General features: G+C 63.6%; 14 protein-coding genes. 7 read left to right on the top strand and 7 right to left on the bottom strand.

All coding sequences use genetic code 11. From position 1 onward, the window contains the following. Positions 1–100 precede the first annotated feature (100 nt). Positions 101–1,582, bottom strand: a complete 1,482-nt coding sequence (gene glpK, locus ACLL97_RS17250; protein ID WP_411281717.1) for a glycerol kinase GlpK — start codon at positions 1,580–1,582, stop codon at positions 101–103. Next, positions 1,579–2,589 carry an S-methyl-5-thioribose-1-phosphate isomerase gene (gene mtnA, locus ACLL97_RS17255; RefSeq protein ID WP_411281718.1) on the bottom strand — a complete coding sequence of 337 codons (1,011 nt, stop codon included), beginning with the start codon at positions 2,587–2,589 and terminating at the stop codon, positions 1,579–1,581. Before mtnA ends, glpK begins: the two co-directional genes overlap by 4 nt. A 91-nt stretch (positions 2,590–2,680) precedes the next feature. Here mtnA and ACLL97_RS17260 point away from each other — a divergent pair, with 91 nt between their 5' ends. The 5 genes from ACLL97_RS17260 (at position 2,681) to ACLL97_RS17280 (ending at position 8,625) form a co-directional block, all read left to right on the top strand. Continuing rightward, on the top strand, positions 2,681–3,460 hold the full coding sequence (locus tag ACLL97_RS17260) for an enoyl-CoA hydratase/isomerase family protein (RefSeq protein ID WP_411281719.1): 780 nt from the start codon (positions 2,681–2,683) through the stop codon (positions 3,458–3,460). 13 nt (positions 3,461–3,473) lie between these two features. Beyond that, complete coding sequence (gene recF / locus ACLL97_RS17265) at positions 3,474–4,634, top strand: DNA replication/repair protein RecF (RefSeq protein WP_411281720.1); 1,161 nt, start codon at positions 3,474–3,476, stop codon at positions 4,632–4,634. Further along, complete coding sequence (locus ACLL97_RS17270; RefSeq protein ID WP_411281721.1) at positions 4,631–4,945, top strand: DUF721 domain-containing protein; 315 nt, start codon at positions 4,631–4,633, stop codon at positions 4,943–4,945. The genes recF and ACLL97_RS17270 overlap by 4 nt, the downstream gene beginning before the upstream one ends. A gap of 151 nt (positions 4,946–5,096) precedes the next feature. Further along, the gene (gyrB, locus tag ACLL97_RS17275) at positions 5,097–7,061 is read left to right on the top strand and encodes a DNA topoisomerase (ATP-hydrolyzing) subunit B (RefSeq protein WP_411281722.1); all 1,965 of its coding nucleotides are present in this window, start codon (positions 5,097–5,099) and stop codon (positions 7,059–7,061) included. Between the two features lie 1,093 nt (positions 7,062–8,154). Beyond that, positions 8,155–8,625, top strand: coding sequence for a hypothetical protein (locus ACLL97_RS17280; protein WP_411281723.1), 471 nt, complete (start codon positions 8,155–8,157; stop codon positions 8,623–8,625). 87 nt (positions 8,626–8,712) lie between these two features. Here the strand turns inward: ACLL97_RS17280 and ACLL97_RS17285 are convergent, their stop codons facing one another. Further along, positions 8,713–10,173 carry a cytochrome c peroxidase gene (locus ACLL97_RS17285; protein WP_411281724.1) on the bottom strand — a complete coding sequence of 487 codons (1,461 nt, stop codon included), beginning with the start codon at positions 10,171–10,173 and terminating at the stop codon, positions 8,713–8,715. A 288-nt stretch (positions 10,174–10,461) separates the two neighbouring features. Here ACLL97_RS17285 and ACLL97_RS17290 point away from each other — a divergent pair, with 288 nt between their 5' ends. Both ACLL97_RS17290 and ACLL97_RS17295 read left to right on the top strand, forming a co-directional pair. Further along, positions 10,462–11,055 (top strand): hypothetical protein, encoded by a 594-nt coding sequence (locus tag ACLL97_RS17290; RefSeq protein ID WP_411281725.1) that lies wholly within the window; start codon positions 10,462–10,464, stop codon positions 11,053–11,055. Next, a complete protein-coding gene (locus ACLL97_RS17295) occupies positions 11,052–12,677 on the top strand; it encodes a GMC oxidoreductase (RefSeq protein WP_411281726.1) in 1,626 nt (541 codons plus the stop codon). The genes ACLL97_RS17290 and ACLL97_RS17295 overlap by 4 nt, the downstream gene beginning before the upstream one ends. A gap of 28 nt (positions 12,678–12,705) precedes the next feature. Here ACLL97_RS17295 and ACLL97_RS17300 read toward each other — a convergent pair whose 3' ends face one another. The 4 genes from ACLL97_RS17300 to ACLL97_RS17315 are packed head-to-tail and all read right to left on the bottom strand — an operon-like array spanning position 12,706 to position 20,211. Continuing rightward, on the bottom strand, positions 12,706–14,646 hold the full coding sequence (locus tag ACLL97_RS17300; RefSeq protein ID WP_411281727.1) for a pyrroloquinoline quinone-dependent dehydrogenase: 1,941 nt from the start codon (positions 14,644–14,646) through the stop codon (positions 12,706–12,708). Further along, positions 14,643–15,920 (bottom strand): amidohydrolase family protein, encoded by a 1,278-nt coding sequence (locus ACLL97_RS17305; RefSeq protein WP_411281728.1) that lies wholly within the window; start codon positions 15,918–15,920, stop codon positions 14,643–14,645. Before ACLL97_RS17305 ends, ACLL97_RS17300 begins: the two co-directional genes overlap by 4 nt. After that, positions 15,917–17,221 (bottom strand): RagB/SusD family nutrient uptake outer membrane protein, encoded by a 1,305-nt coding sequence (locus ACLL97_RS17310; protein ID WP_411281729.1) that lies wholly within the window; start codon positions 17,219–17,221, stop codon positions 15,917–15,919. Before ACLL97_RS17310 ends, ACLL97_RS17305 begins: the two co-directional genes overlap by 4 nt. Before the next feature lie 11 nt (positions 17,222–17,232). Next, positions 17,233–20,211 (bottom strand): TonB-dependent receptor domain-containing protein, encoded by a 2,979-nt coding sequence (locus ACLL97_RS17315; protein WP_411281730.1) that lies wholly within the window; start codon positions 20,209–20,211, stop codon positions 17,233–17,235. Between the last annotated feature and the right edge of the window lie 302 nt (positions 20,212–20,513).

The following is a 20,513-nucleotide window of genomic DNA, read 5'->3' on the forward strand; positions in this document are numbered from 1 at the left end:
CCTCGTCGTCCGGATGGTGTATCTACAAGATAGCGGTGGGACGGTCAGGCGTCACCCATATGGTGAGGTGTCACCCATCCAGTGAATGGTGGAGGGAACGTCAAGGTGCCCGATCGGTATCGCGGGCCCACGCCAGTGCCCCGCGGACCGCGCGCCGCCATCCCGTGTATCCGGCGGTCGCTGTTGCGTCACCGGATGGGGTGAACCGCGTAAAACGCCGCCCGGCCAGAAACTCGTCACCGTTCGCCCAGAGCCCCGCGGCCAAACCGGCCAGCCCCGCCGCGCCCATAGCCGTGGTTTCCACGACGTCCGGGCGCTCCACCGGCACTCCAAGCACGTCGGCCTGGAACTGCATGAGCCAGTTGTTGGCGGTGGCGCCGCCGTCCACCCGCAGCCGATCGAACGGCACACCACCCTGAGTACGCATATCACCCAGTACATCGTTGGTGGCGTAGGCCATCGCCTCGAGTGCGGCGCGGGCGAAGTGCGCGCGGGTGGTCCCGCGCGTGAGCCCGACGATCGTGCCTCGGGCATTGGGCTCCCAGTCGGGAGCGCCCAGTCCTACCAGTGCCGGCACGAAGTACACCCCGTCATTGCTCGCCAGCGAGCGCGCCAGCCCCTCGGTCTCGCTGCTGGTCGCAATGATACCCAGTCCGTCGCGAAGCCACTGCACCGCAGCGCCGGCAATGAAAATGGAGGCCTCGAGCGCGTACACCGGCGCGCCGCGCTCATCACAGGCAATCGTGGTCAGCAGACCGGTGGCGCTCTGCGGACGCACCCTGCCCGTGTTGAGCAGGAGGAAGGCGCCGGTGCCGTATGTATTCTTGCCACTGCCGGTGTGCCAGCCGCCCTGTCCGAAGAGGGCCGCCTGCTGATCGCCCGCGATGCCCATGATGGGAATCTCGTGACCAAGCACCGATGAAATGGCGGTGCCAAGCAGGCCGCTCGAAGGCACGATCTGCGGTAGCATGTCGGCGGGGACGTCAAACAAGGCGCACAGCTCGGGCGACCACGCATGCGTATTCAGATCGTACAGCATCGTGCGCGATGCATTCGTATGATCGGTCACATGCGAGGCGCCGCCGGTGAGATGCCACACCAACCAGCTGTCGATCGTACCCGCGGCGAGTTCACCGCGCGCCGCGCGCTCGCGCAGTCCCGGTTGCCGCAGTACCCATTCGAGCTTGGTGGCGCTGAAGTACGGGTCGGTGACGAGTCCCGTTTTGTCGGCGATCATCTTCGCCTGCGGAGCCAGCTCGAGACAGCGATCGGCAGTGCGACGATCCTGCCACACGATGGCCCGATGCACGGCGCGTCCCGTGGCGCGCTCCCAGACGACGATCGTTTCGCGCTGATTCGTGATGCCGATGGCGATGGGGACCACTCCGGCAACGGCGATCGCCTCACGGGCGGCCGCGACGCTGCGGTCGAGAATCTCGTGCGCGTCGTGTTCCACCCACCCCGGCGTCGGATAGTGTTGCGTGATTTCGCGGTACGCACGCCCGAGGATTTGTCCGTTGTGTCCGATCACAAGACAGGTCGTGCCGGTGGTACCCTGATCGATGGCGAGAACGCACGTCATACGGCGGTGACTCCGGAAAAGGGCGGCTTTACAAAGCCGCGATCGGTGAGGTATCCGCTGACCAGCTCGTGCGGCGTGACGTCGAACGCGGGGTTCCATACCCGCGCACCAACGGGAAGGTCGCCCAGCTCATCGGCGGGTCGATGTTCGATCTCGATGTCGGCGCCGGTTCGCGTGGCCGGATCGATCGTACTCCACGGTGCGGCCACGTAAAACGGAATGCCATGGGCTCGCGCGGCGAGCGCCACACCGTAGGTACCGACCTTATTGGCGACATCGCCGTTGGCCGTGATCCGGTCGGCGCCGACGATGACCAGGTCGACAGCGCCGCTCCGCAGCAACGAAGCCGCCGCCCCATCGGGAAGCACGGTGACCGGAATACCGGCGCGTTGCAGTTCCCACGCCGTCAGTCGGGCACCCTGACGAAGCGGGCGCGTTTCATTGGCGTACACGTGCACCCGGCGCCCCTCACGATGCGCCAGGTATACCGGCGCCAAGGCGGTTCCGATGCCGGCGGTGGCCAGCGAGCCGGCGTTGCAGTGGGTGAGCACCCGCGCCCCGTCGGGAAGAATCGCCAGACCGAATCGACCGATCGCGTCGCACATGGCGACGTCCTCGGCGCGGATCGCTTCGGCCTCGGCCCGCAATACGGCCAGCAGCGTGTCATCGCCCTCGGCCGCCGCGGCGGCCAGTACGCGCCGCACGGCCCACGAGAGATTCACGGCGGTAGGGCGCGCCGCGATGAGTCGTTCGGCGTAGCGCGCCAAGAGCTCCCGCGCGCGAAGAGCACCGCCGTTGCTCTCGTGTTCGAGGGCCACCACCAGACCGATTGCCGCCGCCACACCGATCGCGGGTGCGCCGCGCACCGCCAGGGTGCGGATCGCATCGATCACCTCGTCCAGCGTGACGAGGTCCCGAATCACTTCGGCGCCAGGGAGGTGCCGTTGATCGAGAATGCGGAGGGCGCGATGGTCAGGAGACCATCCGACGACGAGAAGGGGAAGCACGGGCCAAACGTAGCAGACCGGAGCGTCGACGGCAGCGTCCCGTGTAGATTTCGCGTTCGCCGCCTTCCCCCCCGTCGCGCCCCCGTACGCCATGTCCTATCAGTTCCTGACCTTCGACGTCTCCGATCGGATCGCTACGATCACGGTCAACCGTCCGGACAAGCTGAATGCCCTCAACGATGCCACGATCGCTGAACTCGGCCTCGCTATCGATGAAGCCAACGCGCGCGACGACGTGGGCGCGGTGTTGCTCACCGGCGCCGGCCGGGCGTTCGTGGCGGGCGCGGATATTTCGGAGCTAGAAAGCCAATCGCCGTTGGAAGCCCAACGTCGCGCCCGGGCGGGCCAGGTCATCTTCCGTCGCTTCGAGACGAGCCCAAAGCCCACCATCGCGGCGGTCAACGGCTTTGCACTCGGTGGCGGTTGCGAGCTGGCTATGGCATGTCATATGCGCGTCGCGAGCGACAAAGCCAAGCTGGGGCAACCCGAAGCGAAGCTTGGCATCGTGCCCGGATACGGCGGCACCCAGCGACTGCCCCGTCTGATTGGCCGTGGGGCGGCGCTCCGCCTGCTGCTCACCGGTGACATGATCGATGCCGCCGAGGCGCACCGGCTCGGTCTGGTGGATCAGGTCACGACGACCGACGAGCTGATCACCACGGTGCGTGCGATGCTCACCACGATGCTGGCCAACGCGCCACTGGCGATCGCCGGATGCATCGAAGCGGTAAACCGTGGCCAGGATCTGCCGCTCGAAGAGGGATGCACCATCGAGTCCGACTTCTTCGGATTACTGTCGAGCACCGTCGACATGAAGGAAGGGATGCGCGCATTCCTCGAGAAGCGCCCTCCTCAATTCACCGGGCGTTGATCGCGCCGCCGACGTGCTCGCCCGACTGATCGCCAAGGATTACCGCAACTTCACGCAGCTCGACCTCGAGATTCCCTCGACCGGGCTGGTGGTGATTGGCGAGAACGGGCACGGCAAAACCAACCTGCTTGAAGCGGTCGCGTATCTCGCCCTGCTGCGCTCCTTTCGTGGGGCGCGGGATGCCGATGTGGTGCGCTTCGGCGCGCCGGCGTTTCACGTGCGCGCTCATCTGACGTCGCCGTCGGCCTTCAATGTGGTGACGGTCGGCTTCGAGCGCACGACGAGACGCAAACGCGCCACGCTCGACGGTGTGGAGCAACCGCGACTCACCAGTGCGCTCGGCGCGGTACCATCGGTGGAATTCTCACCGGCCGATGTGGCATTGGTGGCTGGTGGGCCGAGTGAGCGTCGCCACTACCTCGATGTGATGCTCGCGCTCTCGTCGCGGGCCTATTTGCAGGCCCTGCAGTTGTACCGCGGTGGTCTGATGCGACGTAACGCCGCCCTTCGTACGGCCCAGCGTGACGGGGCACGTCGTGGCGAGCACGAGGCGCGGGTGAGTGTGTGGGAGCCGGCCATGGCGGAGCACGGGGGGTTCGTGGCCGCCACACGGCATGCCTTCGTCCGCGATCATACGGAGCGATTCACGCAGCTGTCGGCCGCGATCGGCGAGCGTCAGACCGTGGTGATGAAGTACGCGGCGACCGGCGGCGAAACATCGGACGAACAGCTGACCAATGCCGAGGCGCAGGCCGATGCCTACCGGCGGGCGTATGCGCAGCAGCGCGCGCAGGAGCTGCGTCGTGGCATCACGCTGGTGGGGCCGCATCGTGATGATCTGCAGCTGCTGTTGGGTGGCCGCGAGCTGCGCACCTTCGGATCGGCGGGGCAACAGCGAAGTGCGGCGATCGCGCTGCGCCTACTGGAGCTGGCCACGCTGCGCGATGCGGTGGGCTATCCGCCGCTGTTGCTGCTGGATGATCCGTTCGCCGAACTCGACCTCGGGCGCGCGGGGCGTGTGCTGGCGCTGCTTGAAGACGCCGGTGCCTCGCAGGTGTTGTTGGCGGTGCCACGTGTGGAAGACATTCCGGCGGCGTTCACCCGCCTTGAGCAGCGGTCGATGTGCGACGGCCTGCTGCAGCCGTTGGTGCGGCACGCCGCGAGGCACGCATGAGCTCCGATCCGAAGAAGCGCGTGCCTACCAAGCTCGGCGATGTCCTCGCGTCGGTGTTGCAGCATGCGGGGCTGACCGATCGGGTGGCGCAGGCGGCGGTGATTCCGGAGTGGTCGTCGCTGGTGGGTACGCAGATCGCGACGGTAACCGAGCCGCTGCTGCTGCAGCAGGACGGAACGTTGGTGGTGATGGTGAAGACGCACGCGTGGATGCAGGAGTTGACGTTCCTGGAGCCCGAACTGTTGCGGTCGCTGAACCGGGACCCGTCACGACCGCCGGTAACCCGACTGCGGTGGATGCTGCACCGATGAGTCCGCTTCCATCGCAAGCCGTTCATTCATAACGACTTGCGATATCTTCGCCAAGTTGCTTGCCGAGGCGGGATCAGGTATATTGAGGGGTTGTGTTTGCAGGCCAGTGGAAAGGCCGCCGCAGTTCATTTCTTCGGGATATCCCCACCTCATGGCGAATAGCAGCGAACAGCCCGAGAACGGGTACGGCGCGAACAGCATCACCGTTCTCAAGGGGCTCGAAGCGGTCCGCAAGCGCCCCGGCATGTATATCGGGTCTACGTCGGCGCGCGGCCTGCACCACCTCGTGTACGAAGTGGTGGACAACTCGATCGACGAAGCGTTGGCCGGCCATGCCGACCGTGTGTTCGTCACGATTCACGCCGACGACTCCATCACCGTCGAAGACAACGGTCGTGGTATTCCCGTGGATATGCACCCCATCGAGAAGATGCCGGGCGTTGAGCTTGCCATGACCGTGCTGCATGCGGGCGGCAAGTTCGACAAGGACACCTACAAAGTGTCGGGTGGCCTTCACGGTGTCGGCGTGTCGGTGGTCAATGCCTTGTCGAAGCAGCTCAAGGTGTGGATCAAGCGCGACGGCAAGGAGCATTACATGGACTTCGCGCGTGGTATCACGCAGACGAAGCTCAAGGTAATGCGCAGCGTGGCGGCGAAGGAAACGGGCACACGCGTCTGGTTCCAGCCCGATGCGGAGATCTTTCAGGAAACGCTGCGCTACGAGTGGGTCACACTCGCCAGTCGTCTCCGCGAGCTCGCGTATCTGAACAAGGGCATTCAGATCACGCTGCGCGACGAGCGCCCGGACGAGATGAAGGATGGTTTGGCGCGAGAGGAAGTATTTTTCGCGCGCGGCGGCCTGAAGGAGTTCGTGACGTATCTGATCGGCAACAAGAAGCCGTTGCATCAGGACGTGGTCTACATCGACACGATGCGCGACGACATCGGCATCGAGATGGCGCTGCAGTACAACGACAGCTACGCCGAAAACGTGTTCTCGTTCGTGAACAACATCAACACGCACGAAGGCGGTACGCACCTGACCGGCTTCAAGAGCGCGTTGACGTTGGTCATCAACAAGTACATCCAGGAAAAGTCGACGCTCAACAAGAAAGACAAGGAAACGCGCTTGTCCGGCGACGACGTGCGTGAAGGCCTCACGGCGGTGCTGTCGGTGAAGGTGCTGGAGCCACAGTTCGAAGGCCAGACCAAGACCAAGCTGGGCAATTCGGAAGTGGAAGGCGCGGTGCGCAGCGTGATGAACGAACTCCTTACGCAGTACCTCGACGAGCATCCGAAGTCGGCCAACATCATTATCGACAAGGCGATGTCGGCGGCGCGGGCGCGTGAGGCGGCACGCAAGGCGCGCGACCTCACGCGCAAGAAGTCGGCGCTCGACGTGGCCAACCTGCCGGGCAAGCTGGCCGACTGCTCACTCTCCGACCCTGCCCTCTGCGAGATTTATCTCGTGGAAGGTGACTCGGCCGGCGGGTCGGCCAAGCAGGGACGCAAGCGCGACTTCCAGGCGATTTTGCCACTGCGCGGTAAAATCATCAACGTGGAAAAGGCGCGCTTCGACAAGGTGCTGAACAACGAGGAAATCCGGACGATCATCACGGCGAGCGGCACGGGTATCAAGGAAGAGTTCGACCTCGCGAAGACGCGCTACCACAAGATCATCATCATGACCGACGCCGACGTGGACGGCGCGCATATTCGCACGCTGCTGCTCACGTTCTTCTTCCGTCAGATGCCGGAGCTGATCGACGCCGGGTACATGTACATCGCCCAACCGCCCCTGTATCGCGTGGCCAAGGGCAAGGAAGAGTACTACGCCTACACCGAGAAGGAGCGCGACGGTTACGTGGAGCGGCTCGGTGGTCCGGAAGGGCGCGGCAACGTGAACATCCAGCGCTACAAGGGTCTCGGCGAAATGAACCCCGACCAGCTGTGGAAGACGACGATGGATCCGGAAACGCGCACGATGTTTCGCGTGACCATGGAAGACGCCGTGCTGGCCGACCAGACGTTCCAAACGCTCATGGGCGACGAAGTCGAACCGCGCCGGTTGTTCATCGAAGCGAATGCGAGATTCGTGACGAATCTCGACGTCTAGGCTGGCGATACGAAACCGTTGACTCGGGACTTGGACGCAAAACCCGACACTCACGCGAGTGTCGGGTTTTGGGTTGAGGTGCGCCGAATGCTTGAGCTAAGGGCGCTTCTATGAAGAATCGTTTTATCGCCGCAGCTGTTGCAACCGCTCTGTTGCCCGCATCGATTGCTGCACAAATCCTACCGTGTGGCGATCCTTGTGAGGACGACGGGACGATATGCACGGGATCGTCGTCGAGTTCGACGACATACTTCATTAACACGATCGATCCCGGCCCGCCCGTTCTTCAGGCGACAGGCGCAAGGACGCGATTCAGCGTAGCCACCGTCTGCATACGCCCCGACGGGTCCACGACGACAAGTACGTCGTATTTCACGGTCGAACATTGCGTCTGAAAGCTCGAAGATTTACTGCTTCCGCCGCCGTCATCGCGTTAGCGATGTCGGCGGCGTGTGGAAAGCCCGACACAACGCGCGCTGAAGTACCGCCAAGTGCCGATCAGCTGATCATGGAATCACCGCTTGAACGTTCTGCCGATGGCACCGAGGATAGTCCGCTCCAAGGAGTTTCCATCGGCCGAGGACGAACCGTTGCTCTCGATGCGAGTTCCCTTCAGCTGCGTACCCGTGACAGCGTCGGTCGGGTTGTTGCGCAAGCGGGCGGCGCAGGACGCGGACCAGGCGAGTTTCTGTCGGTGTCGGCGCTCTTTCCACTCGGCGGCGACTCAATCGCCGTCTGGGATCCGCAGGTCAGAAGGCTCACCATCTTTGACGAAAACCTCCGCGTAGTTGCTGCGACGGCTCTCTCGGCGTGGCCAAGCGTCGGCATGTTACGACTTATCGGTCGACTCCAGAATGGAATGTTCGTTGCCGTCAGCTCAACGAACAAGGACGATAGTGAAAACGGTGTAGACATCTCGCGTGAGGTGTTGACGATCCTGAGCGGACCGCTTGATCGGCAACCGGAGCCCATCCAACGTGTCGATGGATTGAAGCGCATACGCGTTGCGGTCACGCCGCAGTCGACTCAGCAAGTCGGCATCCCGTCGACCCCATTCCCCAGAGCGTTTGCAGTGTGCGGCGACTCGGTCGTCATGCTGGACTCCCTGCTCACCTTGATGACGAAGTCGTCGAGTTCATCGCGACGCTTCTCCTCGCCCGTCGACACTCTCACCAGTGGTGCCCGTCGACTGCTCATGGAGTCTGCGGCTGACGAATTGGGCAACGCCTCAGCGCGTGAGGCACTGGTCAGCGCGCTGGACAAACTGACTCCAGATCCCATCATTCGCTCGCGAAAGCCCTTGCTCGTCACGACGGACGACGTGTGGTTTGCCGGCTTCGTGGACGGCTCGCTTGTGCTGGACAGGCATATCGGGACAGGCGTTGTTGAGGAGCGTACCCGAGCGGATGGACAATTCGTGACGCTTTCGTTGGACGCGCAACGCCTGTTCGCTGTCCAAGTGGACTCGAGTGGTGCGCGATTGACGACGCTTCGGAGGATTGGAGACAAGACGTTCAGTCGATCAACGCCCGCGTCGAAGTGCGGACCGACTTACTGGTACTAAGTCGCAGATCGTGAGTGGAAGTTTCGAGTTGTGAGTAAACACTCAGGACTCCGAACGTTTACCCATCACTCGCGACTCCCTGTTGTTTTACCGACCAAACGGATTCGAAAACCTGACATCCGTCAGAAACGTGCTGTCGGTCAACGTTCTGAGGAAGGTTACGAGTGACGTCCGTTCGGCCGCCGAGAGAACGAGGCGAAGCGGCGGTCCGCCCGGTGTGCGCAGGCGGGGGTCGAGCCCCGGATTGTTCTGCACACCGGAGTCGTAGAACGCGATCACCTGCTCGAGCGTCTGAAAGCGACCGTCATGCATGTACGGCGGCCGCACGGCGATGTTGCGCAGCGATGGCGCTTTGAAGCGGCCGTTGCCGGCGCCGACATCGGTGATCGTGGCGTCGAGACCAGTGTTGTGCGTGTTGTCGCTGATGTGCGCGTTCGTGCCGTGACAGCGCGCGCACCCAGCGCGACCGTTGAAGAGATCCTGTCCGGCGAGCTCCTGCGCCGTGAAGGTGGCCGCGAAATTCGGCGCACCATTCGCGCCGAACGAACGATCAAACTTCGAGTTCACCGACACCAGCGAACGCACGAACTGCGAAAGAGCGAGACCGACGCGGTCGCTCGTGATCTCGGCCGATCCGAAGGCGGCGCTGAACAACGCCGGGTAGTATGTCGTGGCGGACAGCTTGGACAACATGTTCGGCAACGTCATCCCCATCTCGGTACCGTCCTGAATGGGCTGCAGCACCTGCGCTTCGAGCGACGCCGCACGCTCATCCCAGAAGAACCGGGCGTTCGCGTAGAAGCGTGCGTTGGCGAGGCCCATGCTGTGACGATTGGTCGCGCCGCCGGCGAACCCGCGGCTCAAGCGAGCGGTATCGGAGAATGCGAACTGCTGTTGGTGGCACGAGCTGCACGACACCCGGTCGTTCACCGACAGTCGGCGGTCGTAGAACAACACGCGGCCCAGCGTGGCACCGGCGTTGGTGGTGATGTTGGACGCCGGCGTATTGTCGGCACCGATCGGACTGCCCGCGTTCGGGGCAGCCTGCGCGAAATGACGTGGCAACGGGCTGCTGGCATCGGAATAGAGGAGTGCGGTGGCCGCCAACGTGGGCGCGGTGAGATCACCGGCGAACACCACGATGGCGAAGCTGTGCGATGCGCTGCTGCCGCTGTTGTCGCGCGCCGTGATCGTCACCGTGTAGACACCGGGAGTGCTGGCCGTCCCGGTGATGTAGCCGTTGGCCGCCGTCATTCCCGTCACGGCGGGTGTGAACGACACACTGTACGTGAGCCCCGATTTCCGCGGATCGCTGAACACCGTACCGGCCTTGGTGGCATCGTACGTGAACGGCACCCCGACCATCGCCGCCTGAGTGCCGTTCGCCGACACGACCGTCACGGCGTCTGTGGTCGGCGTGACCGTGGGGCTGTCACTTGCGGCCGGACTGGTCGGCGCATCTCCAGTGCACGCGCTCAGCGCAAGCGCGACGGTGGCGAGCGTGAACAATGTGATGTGACGCATGGCATCGCGCATGGCATCGCGCATGGAGAGCATCCTCGAGCGTGAAAATCGTGTACACGTAATCGACTGTTGTGATCCTGAACACGGATCGCACGTCGTGACCCTACGTGTGAGCGCCTGGCACCCTTCGCAATAGCGCGGGATCATGACGATCCCTCGCTGTTCGCTCCATCGACCGCGCCTGACTCAGGGCGTGAGGGACCCGAGACGTGGGAGCCCGCTGGTTCTTGGAACGCTTGCCGTTGCTCACTCGCACCTGCACATTGCCCATTCGGCGGTCGTTCGACCCTTCGGTCTCTCGGAGTGACAACCATGCGCGGTGTTTCCAGACGAACGTTTCTCGCCGCACTCGCCAGCGCGCTGCCGACGGCGTCGTTCGTTCAGCTCGCGCATGCCGCCGCGGTGGATGATCTCGTGGGACGTCCACAGACGTTGCTTGCACTGGGCGAGGCGGTGCTTCCGGCGGAGCTCGGCCGCGCGCGCATGGCGGCGAGCGTTGACGGATTTCAGCGATGGATTGCCGGGTATCGCGAGGGCGTGGAGCTGGTGCACGGATACGGGACGTCCAAACTATCATCGACCGGCCCCACGCCGGCCACGCGGTGGGCCACTCAGCTGGACGCACTGGATCGGTCCGGAGCGCGCATGCACTCACGGCCGTTCGCCTCGCTGACCATTGCGCAACGCCAGGCGCTCATACGGGTGGAACTCGAGGCCTTCAAGGAGGACCGCATCCCTCCCATCGGCCGGTGCCCCCACGTGGCACTCGCACTTCTGGCGCACTTCTACGGCAGCGACGCCGCGACCGACCTGTGCTACGACGCACAGATCCTGCGCGAGAATTGTCGTCCGCTGGCGATGTCGTCCCGAAAGCCATTGCCGCTCGCAAGGAGCAGCCGCACATGAGAAGCGCGACGAAGCGTCTGGTGATCGAATGCGACGTGTGCATCATCGGCTCAGGGATCAGTGCCGCCATGGTCGCGCAGAAGCTGGCGCGCCGCACAAGAGGCAAGATTGTCGTGGTCGAGGCGGGCGATGAAGCGCCACCGCTGGCCAAACGGTACGCGCTGCGCGAGAGATTCAAGGCGTACGGCGAGAGCCCGTGGCCCAATGATCACCTCGATGGCTACGAAATCGAGGGTCCGCTGCAGTCGCGGTCGATGCAGGTTGGCGGACTCGCGATGCACTGGGGTGGGGTGACACCACGCTGGTCACCGGAGGATTTTCGGTCCCGGTCACTTTTTGGCGTGGGCACGGATTGGCCAATCTCCTACGACGAGCTCGATCCGTACTATCAGGAAGCGGAAGAGATCATCGGTGTTGCGGGGGAGCAAGGGCCGCCGGCGATGGACCCGCGCGGCAAGCCGTTCCCGATGCCCGCACTTCCGCTGACCTACAACCTCGGTTTGCTCAAAGAGTGGACCACACAGGCTGGTATCGTGATGTGGAGTCAGCCAGCCGCCAAGAATTCACGCCCGTACGATGGGCGCAGCGAGTGCTGCCGAAACGATACCTGCTCACCCATTTGCCCCACCGGCGCGAAGTACTCGCCGGACGTTACGTGGGATCGTCTGCGCAAAGCCAACCGCATTACCCTGTATCCCCGCACCATCGTACGGCGCCTTGTGCTCGCGGAGCAATCGTCGCGCATCGTCGCGGCGGAGGCAATGCAGCGCGGTGCGGGCACGGGCAGCGGCAGCGGCGCCGGCACGGCAGTCGAGTTCCGCGCGAAACAGTTCGTGGTTGCCGCAGGATACGCGTGGAGCGCGCATCTGCTGTTGCTCTCCCGCAGCAGTCGCGCACCGGATGGATTGGCCAACCGATCCGGCACGGTCGGCAAGTATCTCGCCGGACACCGGAGCCAGCAGGCCTACCTTGCGCTGCCCATGCGGCTGTATCCAGGCATGAGCGCGCACCATTCGCTCTTGAGTAAGCAGTTCATGCGCGCCCCAGAGGGCGAGAAGTACCTGCGCCACGACCTGCGGGTGTGGGAGTCGTCAGTCGGCCGCGAGCCAAGGCTTCGTGACGACGCCGGCAGGCCGCTGCTCGGCGACGCCATCATGAAAGATTGGCGAGAGCGCACGAAAACTGGTGTCGCGCGCGTGCGCTCGTATTACGACGTGATTCCCGACCGGTCCAGCGAGCTCACGCTCGATGCGACGCGAAAAAATGCGTGGGGAGACCCGCTGCCGAAGTTGGCATTCCGCGATGCCCCTGAGTCGGCCGCGCTCCGCGGCTACTCGAATGAGACGCTGCGTACTCTCTTCGCGAAAATGGCCCGCGCTGGGGGCGGTACCGTATTGACTGGAGCGTCAGGCGAAGGCAGCGCGTGGCAGGATCATCCCGCAGGCGGCTGTCGCATGGGCACCGACCCGACCACGTCGGTGGTGGATTCGTGGGGTCGAACACACGATCACGACAACCTGTTCGTGGTGGGGGCACCGACGTGTGTGAGCGCATCCTGCGCGAATGCCACGCTGACCTTCTGTGCGCTGGCGCTCCGCTCCGCGGAGGAGATGGCGCGCTAACGCGCTATCTCCTCCGACGCGACGCACCTCAGTGTGCGCCGTCGAGAGAAAAGGCCACCAGCTCGGAGTTGTCGCCGCCGCCAGTTGCCATGACGATGTATTGCACGCCGTTGGCGCCACGATACGAAACAGGATTCGAGTAGCCGCGCCCCGCCGGCAGATCGTATTGCCAGCGCACCGTTCCATCGCGAGTATCAAGCGCGTACAGCACTGCGCCGCCACCCGTGGCGAAAATGAGCCCACCTCGCGTGACCGTGCCGCCTACGGCGCCGGCCACACCGAGCGGGGGGAGTGCGACACCCTTGAGCAACGGATGATCGCGGATGGCCGGCGTGTCGCCCAGCGGCACCTGCCACAGTTGCTTGCCGCTATCCAAGTTGATCGCCGTCATGTTGCCATAGGGCGGCTTGATCAGCGGCAACTGCTGCGGCGGCGTGTGATCTGCCATGCCGGAGTCCGGATCGGCGGTCACACCCAACCCGCTTCCCGTCAGATCCACGGTGTAGTCATACCCGATGGTGTCGTTGGGAACACCTTTTTGGATTCGGTAGAGCACCGGATTATTCGTACCCTTCACAAATAGAGTATGCGTGACCGGATCGTACGCCGTGCTCCCCCAGCCGGCACCGCCGATCGAGCCCGGCATCGTGATCGTACCCTGTTCAGACGGTGGTGTGAAGATGGGACCACTGCGGTACTTCCTGAACACCTCGAGTGCGCGGCGCTTCAGTTCCGGCGTAAAGTCGATGAGGTCGTTCTCGGTCACCGTTTGCCTTGTGAACGGGGCCGGGTTCGTGGGCATCGGTTGCGTCGGGGACGCGCGTTCGCCCGGCACATCACTCGCCGGCACCGGTCGCTCCACGATCGGCCAGATCGGCTTGCCGGTAACCCGATCGAACACGTAGATCCAGGCCGTCTTTGACGGAACCGCGACGACATCACGCGGACGTCCATTCCAGGTAATCGTGGCCAGTACCGGCGGCGCGGGTAGATCGTAGTCCCACAGTCCGTGATGCACGAGCTGATAGTGCCACACCCGCTTCCCCGTGCGCATATCCAACGCGACTACCGACTCGGCAAACAGATTGTCGCCTTTGCGGTCGCCACCATACCAGTCGTTGGTAGGCGTCGACACCGGAAGAAAAAGCAGCCCACGTGCGACATCGAGGCTCATCGGTGACCACACGTTGGTGTGGCCCATGTACTTATACGAGCCATCTTCCCACGTCTTCCAGCCAAACTCGGCCGAATCGGGAATGGTGTGAAAGCTCCACACCCGCTTGCCGGTCCTGACGTCGAACGCCTGCACATCCCCCGGCGGATCGTTGCGATACCGGATCCGATCGCCCACGCCGTTCCCAACGACCACCAGGTTGCCCCACACCATCGGCGGCGAGGTGTTCGTGTACTGCAGCTTGTTCACCGGGCGACGGAGCGTTGCCGTGAGGTCCACCTCTCCGTTGTTGCCGAACGACGGAATCGGCTTTCCGGTCTTCGCATCAATCGCAATCAGCTTCCAGCGCGCATTGATGAAAATGCGTCGCTCGCGGCGCGATGACCACGTAGCGACACCCCGGTGCACCAAGCCCGTCCCGTTCGACGGCTGTCCGGCGCGCCAGATCTCCGGATCGAACTTCCACAGTTGGACGCCGGTCTTGGCGTTGAGCGCAGCCACCGCGGCGTATCCAGTCGAGACGTACAAGGTGTCGCCGATGACGACCGGAGATGCCTGGAACAAACCGGGGCGCGCAGGCTTCTGACCGGCCGAGGCGGGAATACTGCGTTCGCCCGTATTCCAGCGCCACGCGACCTTCAGTCGGCTGACGTTCTCGCGATTGATGTCGGCGAGCGCCGAGTAGCGCATCGCGCCCGCGTCGCCGCTGGTGGTTGGCCAATCCACCCGTTGTGCGCCGGCGCGCATGACGCACGCCAACGACAAAATCGTCAGGGAGGCAACACGACCGATCATTGTGGATACCTGCGCGACGGCCCGGCGATTGCCGGCGGATAACGATAGACGACGCCATGCTTCATCACGAATGACACGCGCTCGAAGGCGGAGGTATCGGTGCGCGGATCGCCATCAAACGCCACGAGGTCCGCCTCGTATCCAACCGCGATCTTTCCGATGGTGCTTCCCAGCCCGAGCGATGCTGCCGACATCGAGGTGGCGGAGGTGATGACATTGACCGCCTTCTCACGGTTCTGCGTCACGCGGCAGCTCATGTCGCGAGCGTTGTCTCCGTGGGCGCCAGCGACTGCGTCGGTGCCATAGACGACCTTCAATCCCGGGACGGCGAGGTACTTTTTGACGAGATCCCTGCGCAACGCCAGCGAGCGCTCGGTCGCTTCAAATCCTTCGTCGTTGTAGTTGCCGATACCACGGAACCATTCCTTATGGTCGAGATAGTTGCGCGAGACCAGCTCGCACTGCGGCTCGAAGAACGTCCCCGCCTTCGCCATCATCTGCAGTGCTTCCTCGTCCACCAGCACGCCATGGTCTACCTGCGTGCATCCCGCCCGAACCGCTGCCTTCGCGGCGGATGCCGCGTGCGCGTGCACAATCGAGCGCAAGCCCAAACGTTTGGCCTCTCCACAGGCCGCGTCGAGCTGCTCCTGTGTCATGGTCTGCACGCCGCCGTCCCGAATGCTCTTCGAGGCGAAAATCTTGATCACGTCGGCACCGCGGTCGTGAAACCGGCGCACCGTGGCGCGGACGGAATCTGGCGACCCAGCGTTCTCGTTGAGCGAACCGAGCGAGGTGAGCACGCGCGGACCCGCAATCACCCCACGATTGATGGCATCGCGAACGGCTTTGTCCTCCATGCCACCCACGCTCTGCACCGTCGTGAAGCCCGCCTGCAACATGCGCTGTGCATTGCCCATGACATTGAGCGTGGCCGTCGGCTCACTATCGCCGTCGTCCGCGCGATGCAGTCGCTTCTTCTCGTTGATGTACCAACCCATGTGCACGTGGGTGTCGATCAATCCTGGCGCCAGGACGCGTGTGCCAAGATCGATATCCGCCCGACCGCGGGCCGTACGTAGTTCGATGATCCGCCCACCACGAACGACGACGTCCGTGTTTGTACGGACGGCACCGGTGCCATCGATGATGGCAGCCGCACGCACGACCAGCACGCTGGCATCGGGCGCCTGCGCGAGCACCGGCAGCGCACTGGCTAGCAACGCCAGTACGCTACCCATACCCACTCGGCGCCAACAAAGCTGGCGACGGTTCATGGAGTACCTACGTTGTTTTTGTTGGTATCGATTTCTTGCCGCGAAACGGGAAAGCACGAGCTCTGCGCCTCAAGGTACGACGCCGCGCCGGGGACTTCCTTCGGATCCAGCGAGCCCGGGGTGCTGGTAGCGGCCCATCGGCGCAGGTCGGCGAGGCGTCGCCCCTCGAGCCACAGTTCAATGCCGCGCTCGCGCTTGAGCAGCGTCCACGCGTCGGCGAGTGTCGCCGGACGTGCTGCCACCGATGCACCAGCACTCGCGCGATTCGCATCGATGAGGGTCATCGCGCCGACGACGTTCCCACTGCGGAGCGCCGCCTCGGCCTCGATCAGCCGCGCTTCGCGCCCCGAGGTGAGATTCACGCCGGCGGTATTCGTGACGTACTTCGCCTGTGGCCACCAGTTCACCGCGCCCACCGGTGGGAAGGCGCCGGAGCCCTTGAGCGCGGTCAGCGTGTAGGGCACGCGGGGATCTCTCGTCTCATCGAAATACTGTGCATACCACGTGTTCCACGCCGACGTCGCCTTGTAGAACGACTGCGCGGTTGATGACCACATGGTGCGGTTGTAGCCGAACTCGTCGACGTTGGCGTAGTACGGCATCTTGTACGAGAAGCTGGTGGGCACGCGTCCCGCGTCGGACACCGCACCAGCCCAGTCGGCAAGTGCGACGCGAACCTGCGCGCGTCCGGCGTAGGCGGCGTTGATCAACGTGGTGTTGTTCGCCGCCGTGGCCACCGTGATCGCGGCCGTGAAGGTCGACTCCGCGCGGACAAGATTGTCACGAGCCGGCGTGGCCGGGCCGCCATTGATGATGCTCACGCACATCGCCTCGCCAAGCACACGATAGGTGAAGCCGCGCCAAATGAGCGCCTGCGCCGCTTGCGGGTGCTTGGCGAAGGCCGTCGGGCCCAGCACCGTCTGCAGCCGCGCCACCGCCTGGTCGCCGAGCCAGCGCGCACGCGACACGAGATTCCACGGGGTGCCCTGCTCCTCGGTCACGAGTTGGCCCACCCAGTTGCGCGGCTCGACGCCGAACTGGCCGCTCTGGCCGGTCGGAAAGAGTTCGCGCGTTGCGACGGCACTGTGGAGCACGACATAGTTCATGCCATCGCCGAGCGTGTAGCCAACACCGGCCACCTGTGCCGTCAACGACAGCGAGTCCGCGAGAAAGGCATCCTGCGTTGGCCCAGGATTACTGACGCTGAGATCGCAGGCGGAGAGGCCGCCGAGGACGGCGACGAGTGCAAGGCCGCGTTGAGCCACACGTCCGGCCGTTCGTACTGTATAGGTCGTGGTCATGGGATCTCCAGTTAAAACGTCAGGCGGACGGACATCAGGAACGTGCGCGGAATCGGAATGCTTCCGCCGACGCTGCGAACCTGCTGCGTCATGCCGGTGTTTCCGGTGGTGAAACCTCCCGACGTCTCGGCATCGATGGCGGAGTTCTTCGCCTTCTTCCACCACAGCACGTTCTGGCCGGACAGCGACACCAGCGCACTGGTCACCCCACCAACGTGCAGCGCGAATGAGCGACGCAGCGTGATGTCGCGCAACCGGAAGAAATCGAGCGGGAAAATGGCGTAGTCCCGAATGGCCAGCGACGAAATGCATCGGCCGCGAATGCCCGCCGGTACCGCCGCGAGATTGCCGGCATCCAGCTGCGCATAGGCGTTGAAACACGACGGCCAGCGGATGCCGCGCACGATGGCCTCACCATCCAGCAGGCTGTAGGCGAAGTGGCCACCCTGATACTCACCGCGCGCCGACAGCGTAAGCGCCCACGGCAGCGTAAAGCTCGTATTCCCACCAATGGTATGGGTCGGGGTATTGGGGCCAATGTCGCAGTTGGCCTTACGCACGGGTGCCGCGAACTCGTTCGGATTGCTTACGCAGAATCCTTGGATGTTCGGCACAGGCTTTCCTTCCTGAATCCAGCCAAAGTTGCCGAGCGTGAACGGCGCGGCGCCGCCAAGACTCAAGACCTTGCTGTAATTGGTAGAATACGTGAAGCCTGCATCCCAGCCCAAACGCTTGCCTTGCAGCAGCGTGGCATTGACACCAATCTCCACGCCATTGCTCTGCAGGCGGCCGACGTTCTCGAGCTGGCTGTTCCACCCGCCTTCTGACGGCGACTGACTCACGGCAAAGAGTGCGTCTCGGGTCTGACGACGATAGGTCGTCACGTCGACGGTGAGTCGGCCGTCGAACGTGGCGCTTTCAAACCCACCCTCGATTTCGGTGGTGCGCTCGGGGCCCAGGTTCGGATTGCCCAAGTTGCGCGGAACGAACGCCGACGTACCGCCCCAGCTGTACGACGTCCATGTCCGCAGGGCGTCGAAGGCGCCTGGGGCGCGACCGCTCTGACCGTAGGCCGCCCGCAACTTCATTGTGCCAAAGCGTTCCGGCCAGAACGATTCATCGGAGAGCACGTACGAACCGCTCACTTTCGGATAGCTCTGCAGACCCAACGACTTACCAAACGCGCTGTTGCCATCAAAGCGCACGCCCAGCGTGAGGAAGTAGCGATTCTTCAAGTCGAACACGTTCTGGACGAAAAGCCCACCGTTGGTCACGCGAATGCGGTCTTCGATGCCCAAGAATACGGCACCATTGGAGACGGTCTGCTCTCCAGGTCCCGGGAAGTCCCTGGACCCGGCCACCACGTTCACCTGATCTGCGGACACGGCCTGTGCCCCCGCCGAGAGACTCGTCCGCAGCTTTCCGAACAGATTGTGCGAATAGGTCGCGGCATAGTCGAACGTGCCCGTCCGGCTTGTATAGACACCGTTGCTGATCTGCCCCTTCGGCACCGTGGCGAAGCCGAACGGCATATAGTTGCGTGTTTCCTGCGTGGCGAGGTCGTACCCGAGAATCAGTCGTGTCGTGAAGTTCTCGTTCGGCTGGTACTGCACCTGGCCGCCCGTGATGAAATGATCAACACGACTATCGAGTTGGAAATCGAGCACGCGACCGATCTGCGCCGGATCTGCCGAGCCGAAGTAGTTGCGGTTCCGACGCGAGGCGTTGAGGGTGAGGCCAGCCGCGGTGCCGCCGGCCGGCGTCTTCGTCATGGAGTTGGTGCTGAACGAAGAGTTCCACTCCAGCGTGACGTCCTTGCGCGGCGTTACCGTAAGGTTTCCACGAATGGTCGTCTGATCGGCCTTGTCCAGCGGCAGCACGCCAGTTTCACGGGACGAGCTTGCCGAGATGAAGTACTTGACGTCATCGCGGCCGCCATCGAGAGCGAGCGAGTACTTGTTCTTGTAGCCGGTGCGCAGCCACGGATCAAGATAGAGTAAGTCGACCGTGCCGAACGGATTGATTTCCGAAGCCGGAATGACGAGCGGGTTGCCCTCAAATCCCTGCGTCGGGCCATACTTTGGCGTCGTGCTCGCCGACTGGTCGGTCTGCAGCGTCCAGCGCCGACCGCGTGTCTGTCCGCGCTTGGTAAAAATCTGGATGACGCCGGACGCCGCTTCGGTGCCGTACAAGGTGGTGGCCGCCGGGCCCTTGATCACCTCGACACGCTCAATGTCGCCGGGATCGATATCGTTCAGCGGGCTGTACACCGTGTTATCGCTGTTCCCGGAGTAGCCGGTGGGGAAGGTGTTCTTGGGAAAGCCATCGTTCTTCACGCGCACGCCGTCGATGTAGATCAGCGGCTGGTTGTTTTGCGTGGCGGACACGTTGCCGCGCAGGCGAATCGAGGCGCCACCACCCACGCCGCCGCTGTTCGCTGTGACCGTCAACCCGGTCGCCTTGCCTTGCAGCAAATTGTCGACGGAGGTCGGAACTTCCGGCAGCGACGTGACGTCGATTTGGGAAATGGAATTGCCGATTTCACGACGCCGCGCCGAGCCAACGGTACCCGTGACCACCACCTGATCGAGGCTGAGCGCCATGCGTTTCAGCTCAATGGTGACCTCAACCGTCTGCCCGCGTGTCACCGTGACCGATCGGGTCACACGCTCAAAGCCGATCATGCGCACTTGAAGAGTGTAGGTCCCCGCATCCACGTTGGGAAACGCGAACGCACCGACATCGTTCGTCTGCGCGCCCCGTGTGCCCAGTTGGATCTGTACGCTCCCAACGGGTGTGCCGGTGCCCACAACCACGACGTGCCCACGCACCGCGCCGCTCTGTTGCGACGGGCTCGTGACGACGGTGCTACGGAGACGCTCGCGGTCGACGTACTCAGTCGGCGGACCACTTCCTGGGGCGGGGAGCGCGTGCATGGCGGTTGGGCTAACTGCCAGGCAGAGCGCCGCCACGAAGCGACGAGTCAGCATCGGGCAAATCTCCGGCAAAACGTAGATGGGATCCCGGATTCGGGAATGCGAATCGCCATGCTACATGCCCCAACAGACATACACAAGGTTTCCGCACGCTGTTCGGAGTTGACGTGTAGCCCCGATACCCTGAACTGGGCCCAGCCGTGAAAAAGTGCTGCCGCTCGCATGGTTTTGAGCGAGGCGCCGACAAGAGACCAAGGCGACCGCAATCGCGGTTCGCGTACTCCGACTGCGTTCTACTGCGCTGCATACTAATAAAAAGCGCGGGATCATGACGATCCCGCGCTGTTCGCACTATC

The sequence above is a fragment of the Gemmatimonas sp. genome, assembly GCF_046594945.1.
Taxonomy (GTDB): Bacteria; Gemmatimonadota; Gemmatimonadetes; order Gemmatimonadales; family Gemmatimonadaceae; genus Gemmatimonas.

Coding starts and splice junctions, on each gene's coding strand:
- glpK (WP_411281717.1), bottom strand. CDS start 1,582: ATGACGTGCGTTCTCGCCATCGATCAGGGTACCACCGGCACGACCTGT.
- ACLL97_RS17260 (WP_411281719.1), top strand. CDS start 2,681: ATGTCCTATCAGTTCCTGACCTTCGACGTCTCCGATCGGATCGCTACG.
- ACLL97_RS17270 (WP_411281721.1), top strand. CDS start 4,631: ATGAGCTCCGATCCGAAGAAGCGCGTGCCTACCAAGCTCGGCGATGTC.
- gyrB (WP_411281722.1), top strand. CDS start 5,097: ATGGCGAATAGCAGCGAACAGCCCGAGAACGGGTACGGCGCGAACAGC.
- ACLL97_RS17280 (WP_411281723.1), top strand. CDS start 8,155: ATGCTGGACTCCCTGCTCACCTTGATGACGAAGTCGTCGAGTTCATCG.
- ACLL97_RS17285 (WP_411281724.1), bottom strand. CDS start 10,173: ATGCGCGATGCCATGCGCGATGCCATGCGTCACATCACATTGTTCACG.
- ACLL97_RS17290 (WP_411281725.1), top strand. CDS start 10,462: ATGCGCGGTGTTTCCAGACGAACGTTTCTCGCCGCACTCGCCAGCGCG.
- ACLL97_RS17295 (WP_411281726.1), top strand. CDS start 11,052: ATGAGAAGCGCGACGAAGCGTCTGGTGATCGAATGCGACGTGTGCATC.
- ACLL97_RS17300 (WP_411281727.1), bottom strand. CDS start 14,646: ATGATCGGTCGTGTTGCCTCCCTGACGATTTTGTCGTTGGCGTGCGTC.
- ACLL97_RS17305 (WP_411281728.1), bottom strand. CDS start 15,920: ATGAACCGTCGCCAGCTTTGTTGGCGCCGAGTGGGTATGGGTAGCGTA.
- ACLL97_RS17310 (WP_411281729.1), bottom strand. CDS start 17,221: ATGACCACGACCTATACAGTACGAACGGCCGGACGTGTGGCTCAACGC.
- ACLL97_RS17315 (WP_411281730.1), bottom strand. CDS start 20,211: ATGCTGACTCGTCGCTTCGTGGCGGCGCTCTGCCTGGCAGTTAGCCCA.